Genomic DNA, 20,392 nt, shown 5'->3' on the forward strand with positions numbered 1-20,392 from the left:
GTGTCGGCGTCTTTCCCGGTATTGCTTTTCAGGTGCCCGCCGAACGGTCGGGAGCCTCTTTCGGTATTCCCGCGCAGTTCACCTGCCAGCCGTGCTTGTCAGAACACCGATGCGGATCACGACCATCGCCGTGTGCGAGCGGAAGGCCGCTTGGAGTGCCCCGGGAAGCACGGTGCAGCGGACGCTGCCGAACACCGGACCCAGTAGGGTGTGACGGTCGCTCGGTCGGTCCCCCTCATGTGACGAGCAATTGCTCCCAGGCGGCCCGAAGAGGAAGAGCGGGCGATTCAGTTGCGATGGCAGCATTCTCTGGAGAGCCGCCAAAGGAGTTTATGTGTTCGGGCGAAGGTCTGCGGATCCGAATGTCGGTTACGGAACGGCCGGGACGGAGGAACCCGCTCCCGCGCTCAGAATGAGCGAAGTCCACCGGACCTATGATTCCGGTGCTGGAAAGGTGACGGCTCTCCAGGGTGTTTCCGTGGAGCTCGCCAAAGGCAGCTTCACCGCGGTGATGGGGCCGTCGGGGTCGGGCAAGAGCACGTTCCTGCACTGTGCCGCGGGACTGGACCGGCCCACCGGCGGCGAGGTGTGGCTGGGCCGGACCAGCCTCTCGGGGATGTCGGAGAACCAGCTCACCCGGCTGCGCCGGGAACGGGTCGGGTTCGTCTTCCAGGCCTACAACCTGTTGTCCGCGCTCACCGTGGAGGACAACATCACCATGCCGCTCCGGCTGAGCGGAACCGCCGTCGATCCGGCCTGGGCCGAACAGGTCGTGGAGCAGGTCGGGATCGCCGGGCGCCTGCACCACCGCCCCGCCGAACTGTCCGGGGGCCAGCAGCAGCGCGTGGCCATCGCCCGCGCCCTCATCAACCGCCCCGACCTGGTGATGGCGGACGAGCCCACCGGCGCCTTGGACTCGCGCACCGGCGCCCAGGTCCTCGCCCTGCTGCGGGACACCGTCGCCGCCTTGGGCCAGACCGTTCTCATGGTCACCCACGACCCCGTGGCCGCCTCCTACGCGCAGACCGTGCTCTTCCTCGCGGACGGACGGCTCGTGGACTCGCTCGACGCCCCGTCCCCCGCGGCCGTGGCCGAGCGGATGAGCCGTCTGGGGGAGAGCTGACCCATGCTCGATATCGCATGGAAGACCCTGCGCGCCCGCAAGGGCTCCTTCGCCGGGGCGTTCGTCTCCCTTCTGTGCGGCACCGCGCTGATCGCCGCCTCCGGTGTGCTGGTCGAGTCCGGCCTGCGTTCGTCGGTGGACCCCCACCGGTACGCGGCCGCGGACGCGGTGGCGGGCGGAGAACAGACGCTCCGGCCGCCCGGCGGCGACTTCGCCACCGCTGAACGCCTCCCCGAGACCGTCCGCCTGCCCGCCGACCTGGTGGAGGCGTTCGGCGCGCTGGACGAGGTGGAGTTGGCGGTCGGTGACCACCACCTGACCCTCGCGGTCGGGGACACGGACGGTGCGTCCCCGGTGCCGGTCACCGGGCACGGGTGGGACACCGCCCCCTTGGGCCCCTTCACCCTGACGGAGGGCTCGCACCCCCAGGACGCCGCGGAGGTGGTGCTGGCAGGCGATGTGGCCGCCGCCCTCGGCGTGGCCGCCGGGGACACGGTACGGATCACCAGCGCCGCCGAACCCGCCGAGTACCGGGTGAGCGGCCTGGCCGCGCACGACGACGCCGAGAGTGCCCGACAGGGCGTGGTGTTCCTCCACCCCGACGAGGCGGCACGCTTGTCCGCCGACCCCGATGCCTTCGACGCGATCGGGGCCGTCGCGGCCGACGGGGTGGCCCCGGACCGGCTCACCGCAGCACTGGAGGACGCCGCGGGCGGCACACCGGTCTCACTCCACACCGGCGCCTCCGTGAACCGGATCGAGTTCCGCGACGTCGGCGACGCGCGCGGACTCCTGCTGCTGATCGCCACCTCGTTCGGGGGGCTGGCGGTCCTGATCGCCCTGTTCGTGGTGTCGGGCACCCTGGCCCTGTCCATCAGCACCCGCCGCAGGGAGCTGGCGGTCCTGCGCGCCATCGGCTCCACCCCCGGACAGATCCTGCGCATGGTCGGCTCCGAGGCCCTGCTGCTGTCCCTGGTCGCCGGGGTCCCCGGTTGTGTACTCGGTGCCCTGGTCGCCCAAGTGCTGCGCATGGCCTTCGCCCGACTCGGAGTGGTCCCCGCCGACCTGCCGCTGGTGTTCGGTCCGCTGCCCTTCCTCGGGGCGGTCCTGTTGACCGTGCTGACCGCGGTGGTCGCGGGCCTGGCCGCGGCACTGCGCCCGGCCCGGGTCAATCCGGTGGAGGCGGTACGCGAGTCCGCGGTCGCCCCCCGCGCCCCGGCCCGCTGGCGGGGCACCGCAGGGATGGTCTGCCTGGTCCTCGGGATCAGCGCGGCGATGACCCCGATCGCCCTGCGCAACGACGCCGGGGCGGCCGGGACCGGGAGCGCGGCCCTGCTGTTGGTGATCGCGGTGGCCCTGCTCGGCCCGGTGCTGCTGCGACCGCTGGTCACGGCCCTGGTGCGTCCGCTGCGCAAGATCAGGGTCAGCGGCTTCCTCGCGGCGGAGGCCAGTATGGCCGATCTACGCCGTCTGGGCGTCGTCATCACTCCGCTGGTGCTCGCCGTCGGCTTCACCCTGACGATGGTCTACACCCAGCCGGTGCTGGCCGGCGCGGTCGCCGCCCAGGTGGAGGAAGGGGTGAACGCTGACGCCGTGGTGGTCGACACCGGCTCCGGAGGCGTGGGCGAGGAGGTCGTGGGGCGACTGTCCGACCTGCCCGAGACGGGCGCGGTCACGCCGCTGCGGGAGACACGGCTGTTCGTGCCCTACGAGGTGCTCGGCGAACCCGGACAGGCGGGCTTCTCGACGCGCGGGGTGCCCGCCGCGGGGCTGGCCGACACCCTGGATCCCGGGGTCGTGGACGGCGATCTGGCCGACCTCTCGGGCCAGGTGATCGCGCTGGAGCGCTCAGGTGCGGACCTGATCGGCGTGGGCGTCGGAGACGAGCTGGACGTGCACCTGGGCGATGGCTCCGAGGCCCCGCTGCGGCTGGTGGCGACCTATGAGCGCGGACTGGGGCTGGGCGGGGCGATGGTCCCCCACGAGGTGCTGGAGGGGCACGCGGGTCCGCCGTCCCAGGTCCTGGTGGGCGCGGGAGATGACACCTCCGAGGAGGAGCTGGTCACGGCTCTGGAGGGGTTCGCCGAGCGGTATCCGACGCTGTCGGTCACCGACCGGGACGGGTTCGCCGACCAGACCCGGGCTGAGGCCGATCTGGCGGCCTGGGTCAACCTCACGGGGCTGGCGGTGATCTTGGGCTACATCGCGGTCGCCGTGGTCAACAACCTGGTGATGTCCACGGTCGCCCGTTCCCGTGAGTTCGCCCTGCTGCGGCTGATCGGCACGACCCGCGGCCAGGTGCTGCGGGCCATGCGCTGGGAGGTGTCGGTGCTCGTCGTGCTCGCCGTCCTGCTGGGCACGCTCGTGGCCGTGCCGCCGCTGGCGGTGCTGAGCATGTCCCTCTTGGGCACCCCCGTCCCGGCGGGCTCCCCGCTGGTGTACGCGGGTGTGGTCGCCGTGACCGCGGTGCTGGGCACGCTCTCGGTCATGCTCCCCGTGCGCCTGGCCCTGCGCACCCCCGCGGTGGAGGCGACCGGCGTCCAGGAGTGACTCGGGGGCCGCACCATCGGCGGCGGTGCGTCGGTTATCTGCGGTGACGCAGGTGGTGGACGACCAACAGGACGATGCATGCGATGGCCGCCAGGCCGAACACCGAGCTGATCAGCGGGTGGAAGCCTCCGAGGGAAGTGACCCCGTTGCCCGCCACGCACAGGAGCAGGAGCACCCACAGCAGGACGCGAGCCGTGGACCGGCCCGGGCTCTTCGGCGTGCCGTCGCGGTGCGGCTCGGCGTCGTCCGAACTCTTCGCGAACCGGTAGGGGCCGCCCATCTCATGCTCTCCTGGGGGTCGGGTGGCGCCTGGGGCGCTGTGTCTCGCACGGCCGGGCGGCCCACGGCGTGTGCACGGACACCCCGGGTTCACAGGACGTGGTGGGACGGGATTCCGCACGCTGGACACCCCGGGGCGCGGCAGGCCGTGCTCTTCCGGGCCGCCCGGGGCCAGCTTACCGCGCGGCTGCGGGCCCGGCCCGGCTCCTGCCCCGTACACAGCGGGCGTCCCCCGCCCGCGCCTGCGCGCGGACGGGGGACGGTGAGGGGGATGGGTGGGGGCGGGGTCAGCTGGTGCGGATGTTCACGCCCCAGGAGTTCTCCATCGGGTTGACCTCCTGGTAGTAGGTCGTGCCGCCGGAGGAGCAGTTGCCGGAGCCACCGGAGGTGACGCCCTGCGCCTGCGAACCGGAGATGAACGAGCCGCCGGAGTCACCGGGCTCAGCGCACACGCTGGTGCGGGTGAGCGAGTAGACCGTGCCCTGGGGGTAGCGCACGGTCTGGTTGCGGGCCTGGATGGTGCCGCAGTGCCAGCCGGTGGTGGAACCGGAGCGGCACACCGCGGAGCCGACCGGGGCCTGGCTGGTGCCGGTCACCGACTGGTAGCCGCCGTTGTAGCGGGAGACCAGGTTGTGCAGGGTGAAGTTGGAGGTGCCCCGCACGAAGGCGGCGTCGTTGCCGGGGAAGACCGACCGCTCGAAGGTGCCGTTGCCGTTGCCGATGGTGACGCTGGAACCGACGCTGCCGCAGTGGCCGGCGGTGACGAAACCGGGCTGGCCGGAGCTGTTGGTCGCCGGGAAGCCGACGGAGCAGCGGCTGCCGGAGCCGATGTAGTAGGCCACGCCGCCGACGATGTCGGCGTAGACCTCGGGAGACTCGCTGGTCTCCTCCACCTGGACGGCGGAGGCGTCCACACCGGCGTCGGCGAGCAGGGCGTCGACGTCGGCGCCGGAGCCCTCCAGCACCTCGACCACGACGGTGTCGCTGGCCACGTCCGGGTACCAGCCGAGGACGTTCTTCTGGGCCTTGGCCTCGTTGAGGTCCTCCACGACCTCGGCCAGTCCGTCGGTTCCGTAGGAGACGACGGTGGCCTCGGCGCCGGCGGCCTCGACCTCGTCGACCACCGAGGTGTCGGTCACCAGGACGGTGAGCTCCTGGGTGTCGGTGTCGAACAGGGAGCCGCCGTAGGCGTCTCCCGCGGCCTCGGTGGCCTCGGTGTCGGTCTCGATGGCCGCTTCCTGCGCCTCGAGGAGCGTCTCGGCCTCGAGCGGGGCCAGGTCGAGGTCCCGCTCGAGCGCCTCAGCCATGCTGGACGCGTTGTCGTCGGCGACGGGGCCTTGGGGTGCGGCGGGTCCGGTCGCCGCGAGGGCTCCCGGGGCCATGGACAGTGCCAAGCCGAAGGCCAGTGCTCCTGTGCCGACGGCGGAGATAACGGGGGAGGGTCTCATGTCCCTACTCTCCAGGGGGATTGACGGGGGATTCGGGGCTTCCGTTCCTGTGGGAGCTAAAAGCCCCTTTCGGAGGTCGGAGTTGGTCCGACTCCCGAAGTTCACCGATACATCCGGTAAACGATTCCCAACCATAAGTGCACACTTTGACGGTGAAAAGACCCTCTTGGTGTAAATCCATTCAGAAGGACAAGGGATGGTCCTATGACCCCTCGTTTCATGATGGCTACGCGTAGTCGCCGCCCGTGCGACCTTGTGGTCTTCGCATTCGGATGATCACGGACCAAAGTTGATTCCTTGGGGCAAGGGGTGCTGTGTGGCCGGATTCGGACACTGGTACCGGGTGCCATCCGTGATCGCCCGGCTACATGGACGTAACTTCGGAGGTCACGGACCCCTGGGAAGGGCCCCAGCCAAGGCCCCTGGGAAGCCAAGCCCCTGGAAATACGGACGTCCCCGCCCACAGGAGTGGACGGGGACGCCGTGAAGGGGGCGGATCCGGGTCAGCCGGTCACGAGGGACAGGCCCCACGTGTTCAGCATCGGGTTGACCTCCTGGTAGTAGGTCGTGCCGCCGGAGGAGCAGTTGCCGGAGCCACCGGAGGTGACGCCCTGGGCCTGGTCGCCGGAGATGAACGAGCCGCCGGAGTCACCGGGTTCGGCGCACACGTCGGTCCGGGTCAGGTCCCGCACCGTGCCCTGGGGGTAGCTCACCGTCTGGCCGCGGGCCTGGATGGTCCCGCAGTGCCAGCCGGTGGTGGAACCGGAACGGCACACCGCCGAGCCCGCCGGCGCCTGGGCGGAGCCGGACACGGCCTGCGGGTCGCCGGAGCCGTACCGGCTGACCAGGTTGGTCACGTTCCAGTTGGAGGTGGCCGCCACGAAGGCGCCGTCGTTGCCGGGGAAGACGGACTGGTCGAACGTGCCGGAACCGCTGCCGTCGGAGCTCTGGGCGGAGGTGCCGACGGTGCCGCAGTGGCCCGCCGTCACGAAACCGCCCGCGCCGGAGCCGTCGGTCACGGGGAAGCCGACCGAGCAGCGTCCGCCGCCCATGTAGTACGCCTCGCCGCCGACGATGTCGGCGTACAGACGGGGCGTCTCACCGGTCTCCTCCACCTGGACGGCGGAGGGGTCCACGTTCGCGGCCTCGACGAGGCCGTCGGCGCTGGCGCCTTCGGCGACCTGGATCACGACGGTGTCGCTGGCCACGTCCGGGTACCAGCCGACGACCCCTTCCCGGCCGCCGGTCTCGTTGAGCTCCTCGACGATCTCGGCCAGTCCGTCGGTGCCGTGGGAGACGACGGTGGCCTCGGCGCCGGCGGCCTCGACCGCGTCGACGGCCGAGGCGTCGGTCACCAGCACGGTGAGTTCGAGCGTCTCGGTGTCGAACAGGGAGCCGCCGTAGGCGTCTCCCGCGGCCTCGGCGGCCTCGGTGTCGGCTTCGAGTGCGTCGGCCTGGGCGTTGAGAAGCTCCTCGGCCCCGAACGGGGTGAGGCCGAGATCCCTCTCAAGCGCCTCCAGCATCGTCGCGGCCTCGCCGTTGGCGGCGGGTTCGGCCGGGACGGTCGCGGCGCTCGCGCCCGGCGTCACGGAGAACGCCAGGCCGAACGCCAACGCGCCGGTGCCGATCGCGGAGATGGCGGGGGAGGGTCGCATAGATCCCTACTCTCCTTGGGGGTGTGGATGGGGGTTGCGGGGCCCGACGCCCGCCGGCGAGGACGTCGGACCCCACGTGTCGGGGAGTCCACGTGATGAGGCGGAGTTCCCCGGACCGTTCACCGGGCCTCCTGTCGCCAAGACACTCGGTAAACGATCACACACCATAAGTGCGCATCGTGGCGAGTGGAAGGGCATACAACTGATAACCCATTCAAGGGATGACAGGGTTATGGGATGACAGGTTGTATTTAGTTATGTGACGTATGGTGATGGTGTGTCTGACCTTGGGGTTTTGGGAGGATTTGTTTTCCGGCTAGGAGCTCGTGGGTAACGCAAGGGGTGCTGCGTGGCCGGATGCGGTCACCGGTGCCGGATGCCGTCCGTGACGGGACGGACACACGTATACGACTCCGAAGGTAGGAGCGGTGGCCCGTTGGTCACCCTGTTCGAAGGGTGAACGGATCCGGCCGGAACGGTCGGGAGGCGGCGGGCGGCCGTGGCGGGAGCCCTGGCGGAACGGCCGAAGCGGCCGCCTTGCCGGCTCTTTCCGCACAGTTCTGGTGACACGCCCGGGGCGTGGTCGGCACACGTACGAGCACGTGCGCTGGCACACGGGACGATCCAAGGTAACTAGCGGGTATCGGGCCCCGGGAAGGGGGTTGAGCCGCCCGGTGTTGGGCCAAGATAAGGGCGAGAGCCCCGAACGGGGATCCCGAAAGGGAGGTAACAGGCTATGGCGACGAAGGATACCGGCGGTCAGAAGCACACTTCGCGCCGCGATGAGGAGGTCGAGAAGACCGAGGCCTCGGCTGATGTCCAGGAGCGCAAGGACCAGGTGGACGAGGACGTCGACGACATCCTCGACGAGATCGACGACGTGCTGGAGAACAACGCCGAGGACTTCGTCCGGCAGTTCGTGCAGAAGGGCGGCCAGTAGCCTCCGGCGGCGGTTCGCTGACAGCGCACTCCAGCACGGTCAGCCCCGCCACGCGCAGGACTAGGGTCAGTTCCAACGGCCGGTCACAGCCCGGCCACCGAAAACAAGGACAAAAGGCGCCCCACCCGCCCCCAACACCGGGGTGGGGCGCGAGTGGAGGGAGTCGCGTGTTCGAAGGGTTCGAGGGCGGACGGTTGCCTGCCGCTTTCATGAGTGCGGGAACCTCGTCCTTCACCGAGTTTCTCAGTTCGGTCAGGCCCGAGATGCTGCCCGGACACGAGCTGCCCCAGGGTGGCGGGACCGAGCACCTCACCCCCGACGCCACGACCATCGTCGCCCTGACCTTTCCCGGGGGCGTGCTGTTGGCCGGCGACCGCCGGGCTACGCAGGGTAACGTCATCGCCAACCGCGATATGGAAAAGGTCTTTCGCACCGACGAGTTCTCCGCGGTCGCCATCGCCGGTTCGGCCGGGATCGGTATCGAGCTGGCCCGCCTCTACCAGGTGGAGCTGGAGCACTACGAGAAGATGGAGGGCCGTTCGCTCTCCCTCGAAGGTAAGGCGAACAAGCTCGCCCAGATGGTCCGTGGAAACCTGGGCATGGCCATGCAGGGCTTCGTCGTCGTCCCGATCCTGGTCGGCTACGACGAGAACACCGAACAGGGCCGCGTGTTCAGCTATGACGCCGTCGGCGGTCGCTACGAGGAGCACCGGTACCACTCCATCGGGTCCGGGTCGGTCTTCGCCAGGGGCTCGGTCAAGAAGCTCTACCGCGAGGACCTCGACCAGACCGATGCCGTCAAGGTCGCCCTGGAGGCCCTCTACGACGCCGCCGACGACGATTCCGCCACTGGTGGACCCGACCTGCACCGCAAGATCTTCCCCCTCGTCGACGTCATCACCGAGGACGGCCACCGCCGCATGCCCACCGAGGAGGTCGCGCGCCTGGCGACCGAGGTGGTGGAGGGACGCGCGGCCAACCCCGACGGCCCCACGGCCCCGCTGGGCTGAGAGGCCCCGTCCCCACACCAGACATCTCCCGACTAGGTAAGGAAACGATCCGCGGTGTCGATGCCGTTCTACGTCGCCCCCGAACAGCAGATGAAGGACAAGGCGGACTACGCGCGCAAGGGCATCGCGCGCGGCCGCAGCGCCGTCGTCCTGCAGTACGAGGGCGGCATCCTCATGGTGGCGGACAACATGTCCCGCACCCTGCACAAGATCAGTGAGCTCTACGACCGCATCGGCTTCGCCGCCGTCGGACGCTATCCCGAGTTCGAGAACCTACGCCTGATGGGCGTGCGCTTCGCCGATGTTCGCGGATACCAGTACGACCGCCGCGACGTCAACGGGCGCCAGCTCGCCAACATCTACGCCCAGACCCTGGGCACCGTCTTCAGCGAGAGCCTCAAGCCCTGGGAGGTGGAGATCGTCGTCGCCGAGGTCGGCGACGTATCCGACGGGGACGAGATCTACCGCATCACCTTCGACGGATCCATCGTGGACGAGCAGGGATGCGTGGCCGTGGGCGGTTCCTCCGAGCACGTGTCGAACGTGCTCAAGGACCGGTTCTCAGCCGACGCCTCCCTCAGCGCAGCCCTCAACACGGCCACCCACGCCCTGGCCCGGGAGAACGGTGAGGAACGCGAACTGGAGGCCGCCAACCTGGAGGTCGCCATCCTGGAGCGGTCCAGGGAGCACCGCAAGTTCCGCCGCGTCCACGGCCGGCGCCTGACCAGGCTCATCGAGGAGGGCAAGGCCAACGGGCATGCCGCCTCCGGCAGTGAGGCTTCCGGAGAGGCCTCCGGTACGGCCACCGCGGACGAGGCCGACGAGTGACCTGGAAACGATGATTCCGGTGTGGCGTCCCGGGACGCCACACCGGACGGGCGGGTGCGGACGGCGAGGCCCCGTCGTCCGCGCCCGGTGACAGGAAGTTGGTGAGGCCGCGTGGAACGACGGATCTTCGGACTGGAGAACGAATACGGGGTCACGTGTACCTTCCGGGGGCAGCGCCGCCTGTCCCCCGACGAGGTCGCCCGCTATCTCTTCCGCAGGGTGGTCTCCTGGGGGCGCAGCAGCAACGTGTTCCTGCGCAACGGCGCCCGTCTGTACCTCGACGTGGGCAGCCACCCCGAGTACGCCACCCCCGAGTGCGACAACCTCGCGGACCTGGTGGCCCACGACAAGGCCGGTGAGCGCATCCTGGAGGGGCTACAGGTCGATGCCGAGCAGCGCCTGCACGAGGAGGGCATCGCCGGGGACATCTACCTGTTCAAGAACAACACCGACTCGGCGGGCAACTCCTACGGCTGCCACGAGAACTACCTCGTCGGGCGGCACGGCGAGTTCGGCCGCCTGGCCGACGTGCTCATCCCCTTCCTGGTCACCCGCCAGATCGTCTGCGGCGCGGGAAAGGTCCTACAGACCCCCCGAGGGGCCCTGTTCTGTGTCAGCCAGCGCGCCGAACACATCTGGGAGGGCGTCTCCTCGGCCACCACGCGCTCGCGCCCCATCATCAACACCCGCGACGAGCCCCACGCCGACGCCGAACGTTTCCGACGCCTGCACGTCATCGTCGGCGACTCCAACATGAGCGAGACCACGTCCCTGCTCAAGCTGGGCTCGACCGACCTGGTGCTGCGGATGATCGAGGCTGGTGTGGTCATGCGCGACTACACGCTGGAGAACCCCATCCGGGCCATCCGCGAGGTCAGCCACGACATGACCGGCCGCCGCAAGGTGCGCCTGGCCAACGGACGCGAGGCCAGCGCGCTGGAGATCCAACGCGAGTACCTGGACAAGGTACAGAGCTACGTCGACCGGCACGGCACCGACGCCACCGGCAAGCGCATCCTGGACCTGTGGCAGCGCACCCTGGAGGCGGTCGAGACACAGAACCTGGAAACCGTCTCCCGGGAGATCGACTGGGTCGCCAAGTACCTGCTGCTGGAGCGCTACCGGGAAAAGCACGACCTGTCCCTGTCCTCGCCGAGGGTGGCCCAGCTCGACCTGACCTACCACGACATCCACCGCGACCGCGGACTATTCTACCTGATGCAGAACCGCGGCCAGATGGACCGGGTGATCGGAGACCTGAAGATCTTCGAGGCCAAGTCGGTGCCTCCGCAGACCACACGGGCCCGTCTGCGCGGCGAGTTCATCCGCCGAGCCCAGGAACAGCGCCGCGATTTCACGGTGGACTGGGTGCACCTGAAGCTCAACGACCAGGCACAGCGCACCGTGCTGTGCAAGGACCCCTTCAAGTCGGTGGACGAGCGGGTGGAGAAGCTCATCGCCGGGATGTGATCCTCCGGGCCCCGCCATACGGTCGAAGTCGAAAAGGCCTCCTGTGGCGGGGTCGCGGTGTTCGTGACGTTCCGGGGGGTGGTTACGGCCTTTCTTTTCGGTAGTGTGACCGTGTCCTAAGCCGGAAATCAGAGGTTGTGACTCATGCACCGACGCGCTGCCGCCCTCGCGGTGCCGCTGACCGCCATTGCCCTGGCGGTCTCAAGCTGCGCGAACATTCCCGAGGAGTGGCGTACTCCCGCCTTCCTGCGTATGGGGGAGGAACAGCTCGACTCACGGATTCCCACCGTCACCGGCCCAGTCGGTGAGGAACCAGAGGTCGCTTTCCCCGATGCCGAGCCTCCCGAGGAGGAGCTTTCAGGCATCGTCAGCGAGGGGTCGGGCGAGGACGAGCTGGTGCGCGCCGACGACCTCCTGATCGCCAACGTCATCCAGTACCAGTGGACTGCTCCCGCTGAGGGCGAGGCCGTCGAAGGGCAGTCCAGCTACGAGTCCGGCGCTCCTGACCTGATCCGTATGGAGCAGATGCCCGAGCAGATCGGCGACGTACTGGTCAACCAGCCCATCGGCAGCCGGGCGGTGTACGTCTTCCCGCCGCTGACCGAGGAGGAGAAGCAGCAGGCCGAGGCGTCCGGCCAGCCCGCCCAGGAGGGCGCCAGCGTCCTGGTCATCGATCTGATGGACCGCTTCAACAAGGGCTCGGTCGTGCCCGGGGAGCAGGACACCAACGGCGGCGACGGTCTGCCCGAGGTTTCTCAGGATGGACACAGCGAGCCCGACATCGAGATCCCGGACACCGATCCGCCCGAGGAGCTGGAGGTCCTCCCGCTCATCGAGGGCCGCGGCGACGATGTGGAGGAGGGCCAGCAGGTCATCGTCCAGTACACCGGTATGCGCTGGGAGGCCGACGAGAACGGCGACCACCCGGTGTTCGACTCCACGTGGAGCCGCGGCGGCGATCCGTTCGACACCACGGTCGGTGCGGGCGCGGTCATCGAGGGCTGGGACGAGGGCATCGTCGGCCAGCCGGTCGGCAGCCGCCTGCTGATGGTCGTGCCCAGTGACATGGCCTATGGCGAGACCGAGGAGGAGGCCATGGGCGCCCCCGCGGGGACGCTGGTCTTCGTCATCGACGTCCTGGGCGCCTACGACAACCCGCCGCCGGCCGAGCCCGAGGAGGGCGCCGCAGGCGAGGAGGGCGCCGAGGACACGGAGGGTGAGGGCTCCACCGAGGAGGAGGCCGACACGCCCGAGGACGGTGGCGAGGGCGAGGAGTAACCCGCTCCCACGTCTCCGAGCGCCTGAGCGTACGAAAGCCCCCGCGGGATCGTCTCCCGTGGGGGCTTTCGCGGGCCTTCCACCACTCCTGACCACCGCGGTGCGCGGATCGCCCCGGCTCCCGCCCGCGTCCGGGCCCGCGCGTGCGGATCGCCGGGTGGCGGGATGTTCGCCCGACTCTGACACGCAGACCTCTCCCGGACTCACGGACATCGGCGCCGGGGTACGTAGAGTCGGAGGATCGTTGGACAGGCGAGGGGGAGCTGATGTCAGACCGGCGGCGCTACTGCTACGCGTCCGGACTGAGCCTTGGTGTTCCGGCGCTGGAGGAGCTCTGCGCACAGGGGCGCCCACCGAGCCTGGTGGTGTCCTACCCGGCCGAACTCGCGCACTGTTCCGGCTACCTCGACTACGAGGCCGTCGCGCGCCAACACGACCTGCCGCACCTGCGCGCGGCCGACCTGGGCTCCGCTGAGGTGCGCGAGGCCCTCTCGGAGCACGGCGTGGACCTGATGGTCGTCGCGGGCTGGTCGCAGCCGGTCCACGGCCGGGCCCTGTCCGCCCTGCCGCTGGGCGGGATCGGCCTGCACCCCGCTCCGTTGCCGGTCGGGCGCGGTTGGGCGCCCATCCCGTGGACCATCCTGCGGGACATGCGCTCCAGCGCCGTCACCCTCCTCCACCTGGGAGGCGAGACGGGCACCGGCGACATCGTCGACCAGGCCTGGTTCGACGTGGCGCCCGACGCCACAGCCACCGGCCTGTACGAACGCGTTGGCCAGTTGCAGTCGGAACTGCTCGCACGGCACATGGACGGTCTCCTGGAGGGCACCGCCCCCCGGCGTCCGCAGACCGGCCACGCCTCGGTGTGGCCGCGCCGGCGCCCCAGCGACGGCCAGCTCGACCTCACCGCCTCCGGAAGCGACGTGGACCGGATGGTGCGCGCGCTCGCCGACCCCTACCCGGGGGCGTTCGCGATGTTCGGCGGCGCGCGGATCACACTGTGCGCGGGACGGCTGATCGACCGGGTCCCCGGAGGGGCGCCCGGTCAGGTGGTGGCGGCGGGAGAGGGGCGCAGGTGGGGGATCACCTGCGGGGACGGGACGGTGTTCGTGCCCGAGGCCTTGCGAGTGGACGAGGGGGTGCGGGCGGAGCCGACGTCGCTGGCCATGTTCCGTTCGGGTGCCTTCTTCGACGTGCCCTCGCCGCACATGCTGGCGGCCACTCGCCGGTCGCCCGTACCCGGACAGACGCAGGACGCGGTGAGCAAGGCGGTGCCCGCGTCCAGAAACTCCTCGGAGTCCCCGGAGCCCTCTGAGACGGTGGACCCTGGTCTCGCGCCCGGTGTCATGACGGGTGATCCCAGCCCTGCTGACCAGCGCTGAGGCAGGATCCGAGGCCCGACGCCCCGTCCCGTCCCGTCCCGGAGGGAACGGGAGCGGCTACCGCAGTTCGGCCGCGTGGCGACCCGCCGCAGCGGCGCTCAGAAACGCGGCGCGGTCCTTCTCCAACCCGCGGCCCATCGTCGAGACCCTCACCGGCAGCGCCCGCACCGCCTCCTCCAGGCCGTCGACGCCCACCCGTACGAGTTCGTGCCGGTCGCCCAGTGCCCCGGCCTGGGCGCGCACGCGCTCACCGAACGCCCCCGGAAGCAGCGGCACCACCACTTGGGCCCGGGCCAGCGCCACCTTCCCGTAGGCGGTCAGGCTGTGGTGTGAGACCCCGTGGTGCCGCTCGCGCGCGTCGGCCTCACTCACCCGCAGCGATGCCACCGGACGCCCTCCCAGCACCGCCGCCGCGTTGACCGCCTCACCGCACGAGACCCCCGAGAACCCCCACGGCGTTCCGGTGCCCAGGTTGCCCGGTCCCTGGCACACCACCGCCACGTCCGCGTCCATCACGTGCCGGGCCGCCAGCAGCCCCGAGTGCACGGTCACCGCCTCCAGATCGCCGCCGAAGGACTGGCCCGTGGTCACACACCCCGCCAGCAGACCCTCCTCACGCAGTTCGCCCACCAGGCGCGAGAACGCCGCGGGCAGCGCACCACCGTCCAGCATCACGTTGACGATCCGCGCTCCGGGCCGCCGCGCGCGAACCCCCGCCACCACGGCGGGCAGCGACGAGTGCAGGTCGGCCACCACCACCGGCATGCCGTCCACGCCCTCGGCCGAGCGCAGTGCCTCGTGGTGGGGGGACCCCTGCTCGTCGGCGCCCAGAACGGTCGCCTGCAACGGCGTGTACCTGGCCTTGACCAGGTGCCCGGGTCCCTCCCGGTCGGCGGGCAGCCGGTCCGGAACAGCCACGACCAGCGCGTACCCGCCGGTCCCCAGGCCCAGGTCCAGGGCACCGGTGTTGAGCAGCACGGTGTCGCCCGCCTCGGGGGAGCCCACCAGGTCGGTGTAGGCCAGCGCGCGACACGTCACCGGCCCGCTCCCATCGGGCCCGTCCCTTCCGTCGCCGACGGGGTCCACCGCCACCACGCACAGTACGGCCCCCGGCCAGGAGGGGAGGATCTGACGGACTTCGCCACGGCGCCACCGGATCATGTTGGGCACGGTACCGTCGTTGCTGTACCGGCCGCGGGGCGACGCGCCAGCGCGCCCCGCCCGGTCCATCCACCACAGGCGAGAAGGGTGCGGACGATGTCGCGCAGGAAGACGGAACGACAGCTGAACCTCGTCATCTGTCTGTTGTCCACGCGCCGTCATCTGACTGCGCAGGAGATCAGGAAGACGGTGCACGGCTACGCCGAGGCCGAGACCGAGTCCGCCTTCAAGCGGATGTTCGAGCGCGACAAGCGCGAACTGCGCGACAGCGGTATCCCCATCCAGGTCGGCACCGGCGACGCCGTCAGCGGCGAGGAGGGTTACCGCATCTCCCGCTCCGACTACGAGCTGCCCGAGATCGAGCTCCTACCCGACGAGGCCCTCGTCCTGGGCCTGGCCGCCCGCGCCTGGCGGCACGCCTCCCTCGGCGAGGCCGCCGCCAACGCCCTGTTCAAGCTCCGCTCCGCGGGGGTCCCCGTCGACACTGAGGCCGCTCCCGGCCTCACTCCGGCCATGCGCACCGACGAGCCCTCCTTCGGGCCCGTCTGGCAGGCCGTGCGCGACCGTCGCCCGGTCTCCTTCGACTACCGCAAGCCCGCTCAGACCAGGGCCGAGACCCGTGAGATCGAACCCTGGGGCATCGTCAACCTGCGCGGCCACTGGTACGTGGTCGGCCACGACCGCCTCCGCGACGCCCGCAGGGTCTTCCGCCTGGGCCGCATCCGCGGCGAGGTGACCATCCTGCGCGAGGGCCCCGACATCGTCGTCCCCGAGGGCGTCGACCTGCGCTCGGTGGTCGCGGGGCAAAAGGCCGAGCCGGAGCGCACCGCGGTCCTGCGGGTGCGCACCGACTCAGCGCATGCTCTGCGCCGCAGCGCCCTGCGCGTGGTCCCCGGCGAGCACGACAGCTCCGGCGGCGGCTGGGACACCCTCACCTACCCCTACGCCGACACCCCCGACCTCGTGCGGAACGTGGCCTCCTTCGGCTCGCGCGCCGTCATCGTCGAACCCGTCGAGGCCCGCGAGGCCATGGCCGCCCACCTGGCGGCCACCGCCGAAGCCGCCTCCACCGCCGTCGCACCCGGAGGCTCCGGCGCGGGCGAGGACCCCGAGGCCCCCACGCGCGGCCCGCGCTCGGCCGACCAGCTGCGCCGTCTGCTCATGCTGGTCCCCTACGCCCTGGGCCGGGACGTGCGCGTGCACGAGGTGGCCCGGCACTTCGGGCTCAGCGAGAAGCAGGTGGTCGCCGACCTCCGCCTGCTGTGGATGTGCGGCCTTCCCGGCTACACCCCCGGCGACCTCATCGACGTCGACCTCGACGCCGCCAAGGAGACCGGCGAGATCATCATCGGCAACGCCGACACCCTCGCCCAGCCGCTGCGCCTGACCGCCGACGAGGCGGCCAGCCTGGTCGTGGGCCTGTCGCTGCTCCAAGCCCTGCCCGAGGCCGAGGGACTGGAGGTCGGTGCGCTCAAGCGGGTCAGCGAGAAGCTGCGCACCGCCGCCGGAGCCGCACTGGGGTCCCTGGCCGACTCGGTCCAGGTGCGCCTGGAGGGCGACGAGGAGGTCGCCCGGACCCAGCGCCGCTGCGCCGACGCCCTGGAGTCGGGACAGCGCCTGCACCTGCGCTACCTGTCGGGCTACCTCGACCAGGTCACCGAACGCGACGTGGACCCCATGGGCCTGGTGGTCCAGGACGGCTACCCCTTCCTGGAGGGCTACTGCCACCTGCGCCGCGACGTGCGCCTGTTCCGACTGGACCGGGTCCTGGAGCTGACCGTGCTGCCCTACGCGGCCCAGGTGCCCGAGGGGGTGGGCCGCCGTGACCTGTCCGGCGGCGTGTTCCAGCGCTCGGACCGCGATGCCGCGGTCGTCCTCGAACTGGAGCCCACCGCCCGCTGGGTGACCGAGGACTACGTGTGCGAGTCCGTGGCCGAACTGCCGGGGGGAGGGATCCGCGCCACTCTGCGTACCCCCGCTCCCACCTGGGTGGTGCGACTGGCGTTGCGTCTGGGACCGCAGGGGCGTGTGGTGGCTCCCGAGGCGCTCGCCGAGGACGCGCGGGCCGAGGCCCGACGGGCCCTGGAGCACTACGGCGCGTCTCAAACCTCTGAGAAATTGGTCGAGACCACTTCGTCGCCTGAGTGAGGCCCAGACGTTCACCCGGGGGCGAGGTGCAGTCCATGTCTGAAGGGATAGGGTTGAAGCGTGATCGTCCTCGCTGTCCTGTTCGGTGCGGTTGCGACCGGACTCGTCGCCATCGGCGTCCTCGTGCTGCGTGCGCGCCGCGCGGCGGGCGTGCTGTCGGAAACGGTGGCATGGGCGTCGGGCGAGTACCGGACGAGTAACGCTGACCTGCGTGAGCGCGTCGGCCGAAGCGGTGCGGGGGCATGATGGACCCGCGTCCGAAAGCGCGTACCATCGAAGGCGCTTGGTCGCGCCCCACAGAGAGGTAGAACCATGGGACCGTTGAACGGACCTACCATCGCCATCCTGGTGATTGTGGCCCTGCTGCTATTCGGAGCCAAGAAGCTTCCGGACCTGGCCCGCTCCCTGGGGCGCAGCGCGCGCATCCTCAAGGCCGAGAGCAAGGGCCTGATCGACGAGGAGAACGAGACCGACGAGGCCAAGGGCGCCCAGAACCAGCAGGCCTCCCAGCAGCAGGAGGCGCCCGCGGAGCCGCAGCAGCCCCAGCAGCCCGGCTACCCGCAGCTGCCCGCCGGCCAGCGCATCGTCAGCGAGACCGGTGAGACCACGCACCGCACCTACGGCAACTAGCACGGAACCGGCCGGAACCTGACACAGGGCCCCGCGGTGCGCCGTGCATCGTGACGCCGCAGGGCCCCGGCCACAGGTCCCGCCGCCCCCTGGCGCGGGCCGAAGGAGATAGAGAGTGACCGCACGATGAGGGCACGACGCCGGGCTGCCGACCCCGAGGCCCGGATGCCGCTCATGGACCACCTGCGCGAGCTGCGCAACCGTCTGACGAAGGCGATGATCGCCCTCGCGCTGGGCGCCGTGGTCGGCTACCTGGTCTACGACCTGGTGTGGGACTTCCTGGTGGAGCCCTACTGCTCCCTTCCGGAGTCCCGGGTGAGCGGCCCCGAAGACTGCTCCCTCATCGTCACCGGCCCCTTCGACGCCTTCTTCGTCGCCTTCAAGGTCTGGCTGTTCGTCGGCGCCCTCGTCTCCGCGCCGTTCTGGATGTACCAGCTGTGGGCCTTCGTCGCCCCGGCCCTGCACGGCCGCGAGAAGCGCTACGCCTACATCTTCGCGCCGTTCGCCGCCCTGCTGTTCGCCGTCGGCGCGGGCCTGGCCTACTACATCACCTCCTACGCGCTGACCATGCTCTTCGGGTTCCTGCCCGAGGACGCGGACCCCTTCCTCACCATCGGCGAGTACCTGGACTACATGCTCATCATGATGGGCATGTTCGGCGTGGGCTTCGTACTGCCGCTGCTGGTGGTCCTGCTCAACATCGCCGGGGTCCTGCCGCACGAGGCCCTCGCCAAGTGGCGCCGCGTCATCATCTTCGTCTCGTTCCTCGTCGCGGCCGTCATCACCCCGGCCGAGCCGATCTCCATGCTCGCCCTGGCCTTGCCGCTGGTGCTCCTCTTCGAGTTGGCCGAGCTGTTCGCCTTCCTCAACGACCGGCGCAAGCGGCGAGACGACCCCTACGCGGGCCTGGACGACGACCAGATCTCCAAGATCGACGAGACCCCGTCCCCGCTGGATGACCCCGACGTCGGTGAGCAGTCCGGCAAACGCTCCTGAGCCGCCCCGGGCGCACGCTAGGGTCGGGCGGTGGAGGCGACCGGTGACGCCACCCCGGCGGCTCGGGGGCTCCCGGCCGAGGACGGTTGTTGGGAAGAGGAAGTTCGATGAGCGAGCGGACCGAGGCCAAGCGGGAGCTCCCGCCCGAGGCCATGGGCAACGAGAAGTGGCACGACACCACCGACGCGGTCTGGATGCGGTCCTCCCTGTCCAAGGAGGAGTCCGAGGCCGTGGTCGAGGTCGCCACCTTCGACGACGGCTTCCGTGCCGTACGCGACGGCAAGGCCCCTGAGAAGGGCACCCTGTTCTTCACCCCCGCCGAGTGGGAGGCCTTCGTCCTGGGGGCCCGTGACGGCGAGTTCGACATCCCCGAGGAGTACCTCACCGAGGAGGAGCGCCGCATCCAGCGCGGCGAGGCCGACTCGGAGGTGGCCTGGGTCCCCTCCCCGCTGAACACGCCCAAGGCGATGGAGGAGTACCATCGCCGCCAGCGCGAGGAGGCCGAGCAGGGGCAGACCGAGGACTCCTAGGGCAAGCTCGCCGTCCCGTACCCCCCGTCTCCCGGTTCCCGGGTAGCAAGGACTCAAGGACCCGCATGCCCCCTCACATCGCCCTCCTTGTCAACCCGCACTCCGGTCGGCGCCGCGCGGCCGTTGTCGCGGTGCGGTTGAAGGAGGCGCTGCGCGACGCCGGAGCCCGTGTACACGTCTACACCGGACGATCGGCCGCCGACAGCCGCCGTATGGCCCGCCTGGCCGCCGTCGACCGGCCCGACGCCCTCGTGGCCGTGGGCGGGGACGGGCTGGTGCACCAGGCGTTGCAGGCGGTGGTGGGCACCGGGGTGCCTCTGGCCACGATCCCCACCGGAACCGGCAACGACGTCTCCCGCGCCTTCGGCCGCCCGCGCGGGTCGGCCCAGGACGTGGCCGCCGCGATCCTGCGGGGGCGCACCCGCCCGGCCGACGCCGTGCGCCTGCACCTGGCCAACGGCACCCAGCGCTACTTTCTCAGCGTCCTGGCCTGCGGTTTCGACGCCCGTGTCAACGAGCGGGTGAACGGATTCCGGTTCCGGATCGGCCGGGCCGGATACGTGGCCGGACTCCTGGCCGAGCTGCGGACCTTTCGCCCCATCGACTACGAGATCGACGTGGACGGACGCCGTATCGCCGAACCCGGCATACTCGTCGCGGTCGGCAACACCCGCGCCTACGGCGGCGGCATGCGCGTGTGCCCCGACGCCGAGCCCGACGACGGCCTCGTCGACGTGGTCTTCATCCGACAGGCTTCACTCGGCCGCTTCCTGCGCCTGTTCCCACGGGTGTTCAACGGCAGCCACACCGGGCTCGACGAGGTGGTGGTCGAACGCGGAAGCACGGTCACCATCCGGGCCGACGCGGGCGTGGCCTACGCCGACGGCGAGCGCACGGGCGAGCCGCCGCTGGTCTGTGAGGTCGTACCCAAATCGGTCGAGATGTTGGAGCTCACCTCATAAGC

The 20,392-nt window shown here is 70.5% G+C and carries 18 protein-coding genes; 14 read left to right on the forward strand and 4 right to left on the reverse strand.

The genetic code is table 11. The features are described from left to right. Window positions 1-412 precede the first annotated feature (412 nt). Both AC0T5L_RS23635 and AC0T5L_RS23640 read left to right on the forward strand, forming a co-directional pair. Window positions 413-1,123, forward strand: coding sequence for an ABC transporter ATP-binding protein (locus tag AC0T5L_RS23635; protein ID WP_476167676.1), 711 nt, complete (start codon window positions 413-415; stop codon window positions 1,121-1,123). Window positions 1,124-1,126: 3 nt separating this feature from the next. Continuing rightward, window positions 1,127-3,673 carry an FtsX-like permease family protein gene (locus AC0T5L_RS23640; RefSeq protein WP_476167677.1) on the forward strand — a complete coding sequence of 849 codons (2,547 nt, stop codon included), beginning with the start codon at window positions 1,127-1,129 and terminating at the stop codon, window positions 3,671-3,673. 34 nt (window positions 3,674-3,707) lie between these two features. Here AC0T5L_RS23640 and AC0T5L_RS23645 read toward each other — a convergent pair whose 3' ends face one another. The 3 genes from AC0T5L_RS23645 to AC0T5L_RS23655 all read right to left on the reverse strand — a co-directional run bounded on the left by AC0T5L_RS23645 (window position 3,708) and on the right by AC0T5L_RS23655 (window position 7,055). Further along, the gene (locus AC0T5L_RS23645) at window positions 3,708-3,953 is read right to left on the reverse strand and encodes a hypothetical protein (protein ID WP_476167678.1); all 246 of its coding nucleotides are present in this window, start codon (window positions 3,951-3,953) and stop codon (window positions 3,708-3,710) included. Between the two features lie 286 nt (window positions 3,954-4,239). Continuing rightward, entirely contained in the window at window positions 4,240-5,400 is a 1,161-nt protein-coding gene (locus tag AC0T5L_RS23650; protein WP_476167679.1) for a S1 family peptidase, read from the reverse strand. A gap of 503 nt (window positions 5,401-5,903) precedes the next feature. Then, the gene (locus tag AC0T5L_RS23655) at window positions 5,904-7,055 is read right to left on the reverse strand and encodes a S1 family peptidase (RefSeq protein ID WP_476167680.1); all 1,152 of its coding nucleotides are present in this window, start codon (window positions 7,053-7,055) and stop codon (window positions 5,904-5,906) included. Between the two features lie 736 nt (window positions 7,056-7,791). On the opposite strand from AC0T5L_RS23655, the gene AC0T5L_RS23660 reads away from it, so the two are divergent. The 6 genes from AC0T5L_RS23660 (at window position 7,792) to AC0T5L_RS23685 (ending at window position 13,963) form a co-directional block, all read left to right on the forward strand. Next, window positions 7,792-7,995 carry a ubiquitin-like protein Pup gene (locus AC0T5L_RS23660; RefSeq protein ID WP_476167681.1) on the forward strand — a complete coding sequence of 68 codons (204 nt, stop codon included), beginning with the start codon at window positions 7,792-7,794 and terminating at the stop codon, window positions 7,993-7,995. Between the two features lie 167 nt (window positions 7,996-8,162). After that, window positions 8,163-9,005, forward strand: a complete 843-nt coding sequence (prcB, locus tag AC0T5L_RS23665; RefSeq protein ID WP_476167682.1) for a proteasome subunit beta — start codon at window positions 8,163-8,165, stop codon at window positions 9,003-9,005. Window positions 9,006-9,059: 54 nt separating this feature from the next. Further along, the gene (gene prcA / locus AC0T5L_RS23670) at window positions 9,060-9,833 is read left to right on the forward strand and encodes a proteasome subunit alpha (protein ID WP_476167683.1); all 774 of its coding nucleotides are present in this window, start codon (window positions 9,060-9,062) and stop codon (window positions 9,831-9,833) included. A gap of 111 nt (window positions 9,834-9,944) precedes the next feature. Then, window positions 9,945-11,303, forward strand: coding sequence for a Pup--protein ligase (gene pafA / locus AC0T5L_RS23675; RefSeq protein WP_476167684.1), 1,359 nt, complete (start codon window positions 9,945-9,947; stop codon window positions 11,301-11,303). 144 nt (window positions 11,304-11,447) lie between these two features. Continuing rightward, a complete protein-coding gene (locus tag AC0T5L_RS23680; protein WP_476167685.1) occupies window positions 11,448-12,581 on the forward strand; it encodes an FKBP-type peptidyl-prolyl cis-trans isomerase in 1,134 nt (377 codons plus the stop codon). A 266-nt stretch (window positions 12,582-12,847) separates the two neighbouring features. Next, on the forward strand, window positions 12,848-13,963 hold the full coding sequence (locus AC0T5L_RS23685; protein WP_476167686.1) for a methionyl-tRNA formyltransferase: 1,116 nt from the start codon (window positions 12,848-12,850) through the stop codon (window positions 13,961-13,963). Window positions 13,964-14,020: 57 nt separating this feature from the next. On the opposite strand, the gene AC0T5L_RS23690 is transcribed toward AC0T5L_RS23685, so the two are convergent. Continuing rightward, a complete protein-coding gene (locus AC0T5L_RS23690; protein WP_476167687.1) occupies window positions 14,021-15,124 on the reverse strand; it encodes a DUF3866 family protein in 1,104 nt (367 codons plus the stop codon). Between the two features lie 96 nt (window positions 15,125-15,220). Between AC0T5L_RS23690 and AC0T5L_RS23695 the strand changes: the two genes are divergently transcribed. The 6 genes from AC0T5L_RS23695 to AC0T5L_RS23720 all read left to right on the forward strand — a co-directional run bounded on the left by AC0T5L_RS23695 (window position 15,221) and on the right by AC0T5L_RS23720 (window position 20,390). Then, the gene (locus tag AC0T5L_RS23695; protein ID WP_476167688.1) at window positions 15,221-17,272 is read left to right on the forward strand and encodes a helix-turn-helix transcriptional regulator; all 2,052 of its coding nucleotides are present in this window, start codon (window positions 15,221-15,223) and stop codon (window positions 17,270-17,272) included. 60 nt (window positions 17,273-17,332) lie between these two features. Next, a complete protein-coding gene (locus AC0T5L_RS23700) occupies window positions 17,333-17,518 on the forward strand; it encodes a hypothetical protein (RefSeq protein WP_476167689.1) in 186 nt (61 codons plus the stop codon). A 66-nt stretch (window positions 17,519-17,584) separates the two neighbouring features. After that, window positions 17,585-17,902 (forward strand): Sec-independent protein translocase subunit TatA, encoded by a 318-nt coding sequence (gene tatA / locus AC0T5L_RS23705; RefSeq protein WP_476167690.1) that lies wholly within the window; start codon window positions 17,585-17,587, stop codon window positions 17,900-17,902. Window positions 17,903-18,067: 165 nt separating this feature from the next. Beyond that, complete coding sequence (tatC, locus tag AC0T5L_RS23710) at window positions 18,068-18,898, forward strand: twin-arginine translocase subunit TatC (protein ID WP_476167724.1); 831 nt, start codon at window positions 18,068-18,070, stop codon at window positions 18,896-18,898. Window positions 18,899-19,005: 107 nt separating this feature from the next. Beyond that, entirely contained in the window at window positions 19,006-19,428 is a 423-nt protein-coding gene (locus AC0T5L_RS23715; protein ID WP_476167691.1) for a DUF397 domain-containing protein, read from the forward strand. 65 nt (window positions 19,429-19,493) lie between these two features. Next, on the forward strand, window positions 19,494-20,390 hold the full coding sequence (locus tag AC0T5L_RS23720) for a diacylglycerol/lipid kinase family protein (protein WP_476167692.1): 897 nt from the start codon (window positions 19,494-19,496) through the stop codon (window positions 20,388-20,390). The last annotated feature ends 2 nt before the right edge of the window (window positions 20,391-20,392 follow it).

This window comes from Nocardiopsis sp. TRM 82005 (assembly GCF_056312425.1).

Bases quoted from the DNA above. Each gene is read 5' to 3' on its own strand.
- AC0T5L_RS23635 (WP_476167676.1), top strand. From the start codon at position 413: ATGAGCGAAGTCCACCGGACCTATGATTCCGGTGCTGGAAAGGTGACG.
- AC0T5L_RS23640 (WP_476167677.1), top strand. From the start codon at position 1,127: ATGCTCGATATCGCATGGAAGACCCTGCGCGCCCGCAAGGGCTCCTTC.
- AC0T5L_RS23645 (WP_476167678.1), bottom strand. From the start codon at position 3,953: ATGGGCGGCCCCTACCGGTTCGCGAAGAGTTCGGACGACGCCGAGCCG.
- AC0T5L_RS23650 (WP_476167679.1), bottom strand. From the start codon at position 5,400: ATGAGACCCTCCCCCGTTATCTCCGCCGTCGGCACAGGAGCACTGGCC.
- AC0T5L_RS23655 (WP_476167680.1), bottom strand. From the start codon at position 7,055: ATGCGACCCTCCCCCGCCATCTCCGCGATCGGCACCGGCGCGTTGGCG.
- AC0T5L_RS23660 (WP_476167681.1), top strand. From the start codon at position 7,792: ATGGCGACGAAGGATACCGGCGGTCAGAAGCACACTTCGCGCCGCGAT.
- AC0T5L_RS23680 (WP_476167685.1), top strand. From the start codon at position 11,448: ATGCACCGACGCGCTGCCGCCCTCGCGGTGCCGCTGACCGCCATTGCC.
- AC0T5L_RS23685 (WP_476167686.1), top strand. From the start codon at position 12,848: ATGTCAGACCGGCGGCGCTACTGCTACGCGTCCGGACTGAGCCTTGGT.
- AC0T5L_RS23690 (WP_476167687.1), bottom strand. From the start codon at position 15,124: ATGATCCGGTGGCGCCGTGGCGAAGTCCGTCAGATCCTCCCCTCCTGG.
- AC0T5L_RS23695 (WP_476167688.1), top strand. From the start codon at position 15,221: ATGTCGCGCAGGAAGACGGAACGACAGCTGAACCTCGTCATCTGTCTG.
- tatA (WP_476167690.1), top strand. From the start codon at position 17,585: ATGGGACCGTTGAACGGACCTACCATCGCCATCCTGGTGATTGTGGCC.
- tatC (WP_476167724.1), top strand. From the start codon at position 18,068: ATGCCGCTCATGGACCACCTGCGCGAGCTGCGCAACCGTCTGACGAAG.
- AC0T5L_RS23715 (WP_476167691.1), top strand. From the start codon at position 19,006: ATGAGCGAGCGGACCGAGGCCAAGCGGGAGCTCCCGCCCGAGGCCATG.
- AC0T5L_RS23720 (WP_476167692.1), top strand. From the start codon at position 19,494: ATGCCCCCTCACATCGCCCTCCTTGTCAACCCGCACTCCGGTCGGCGC.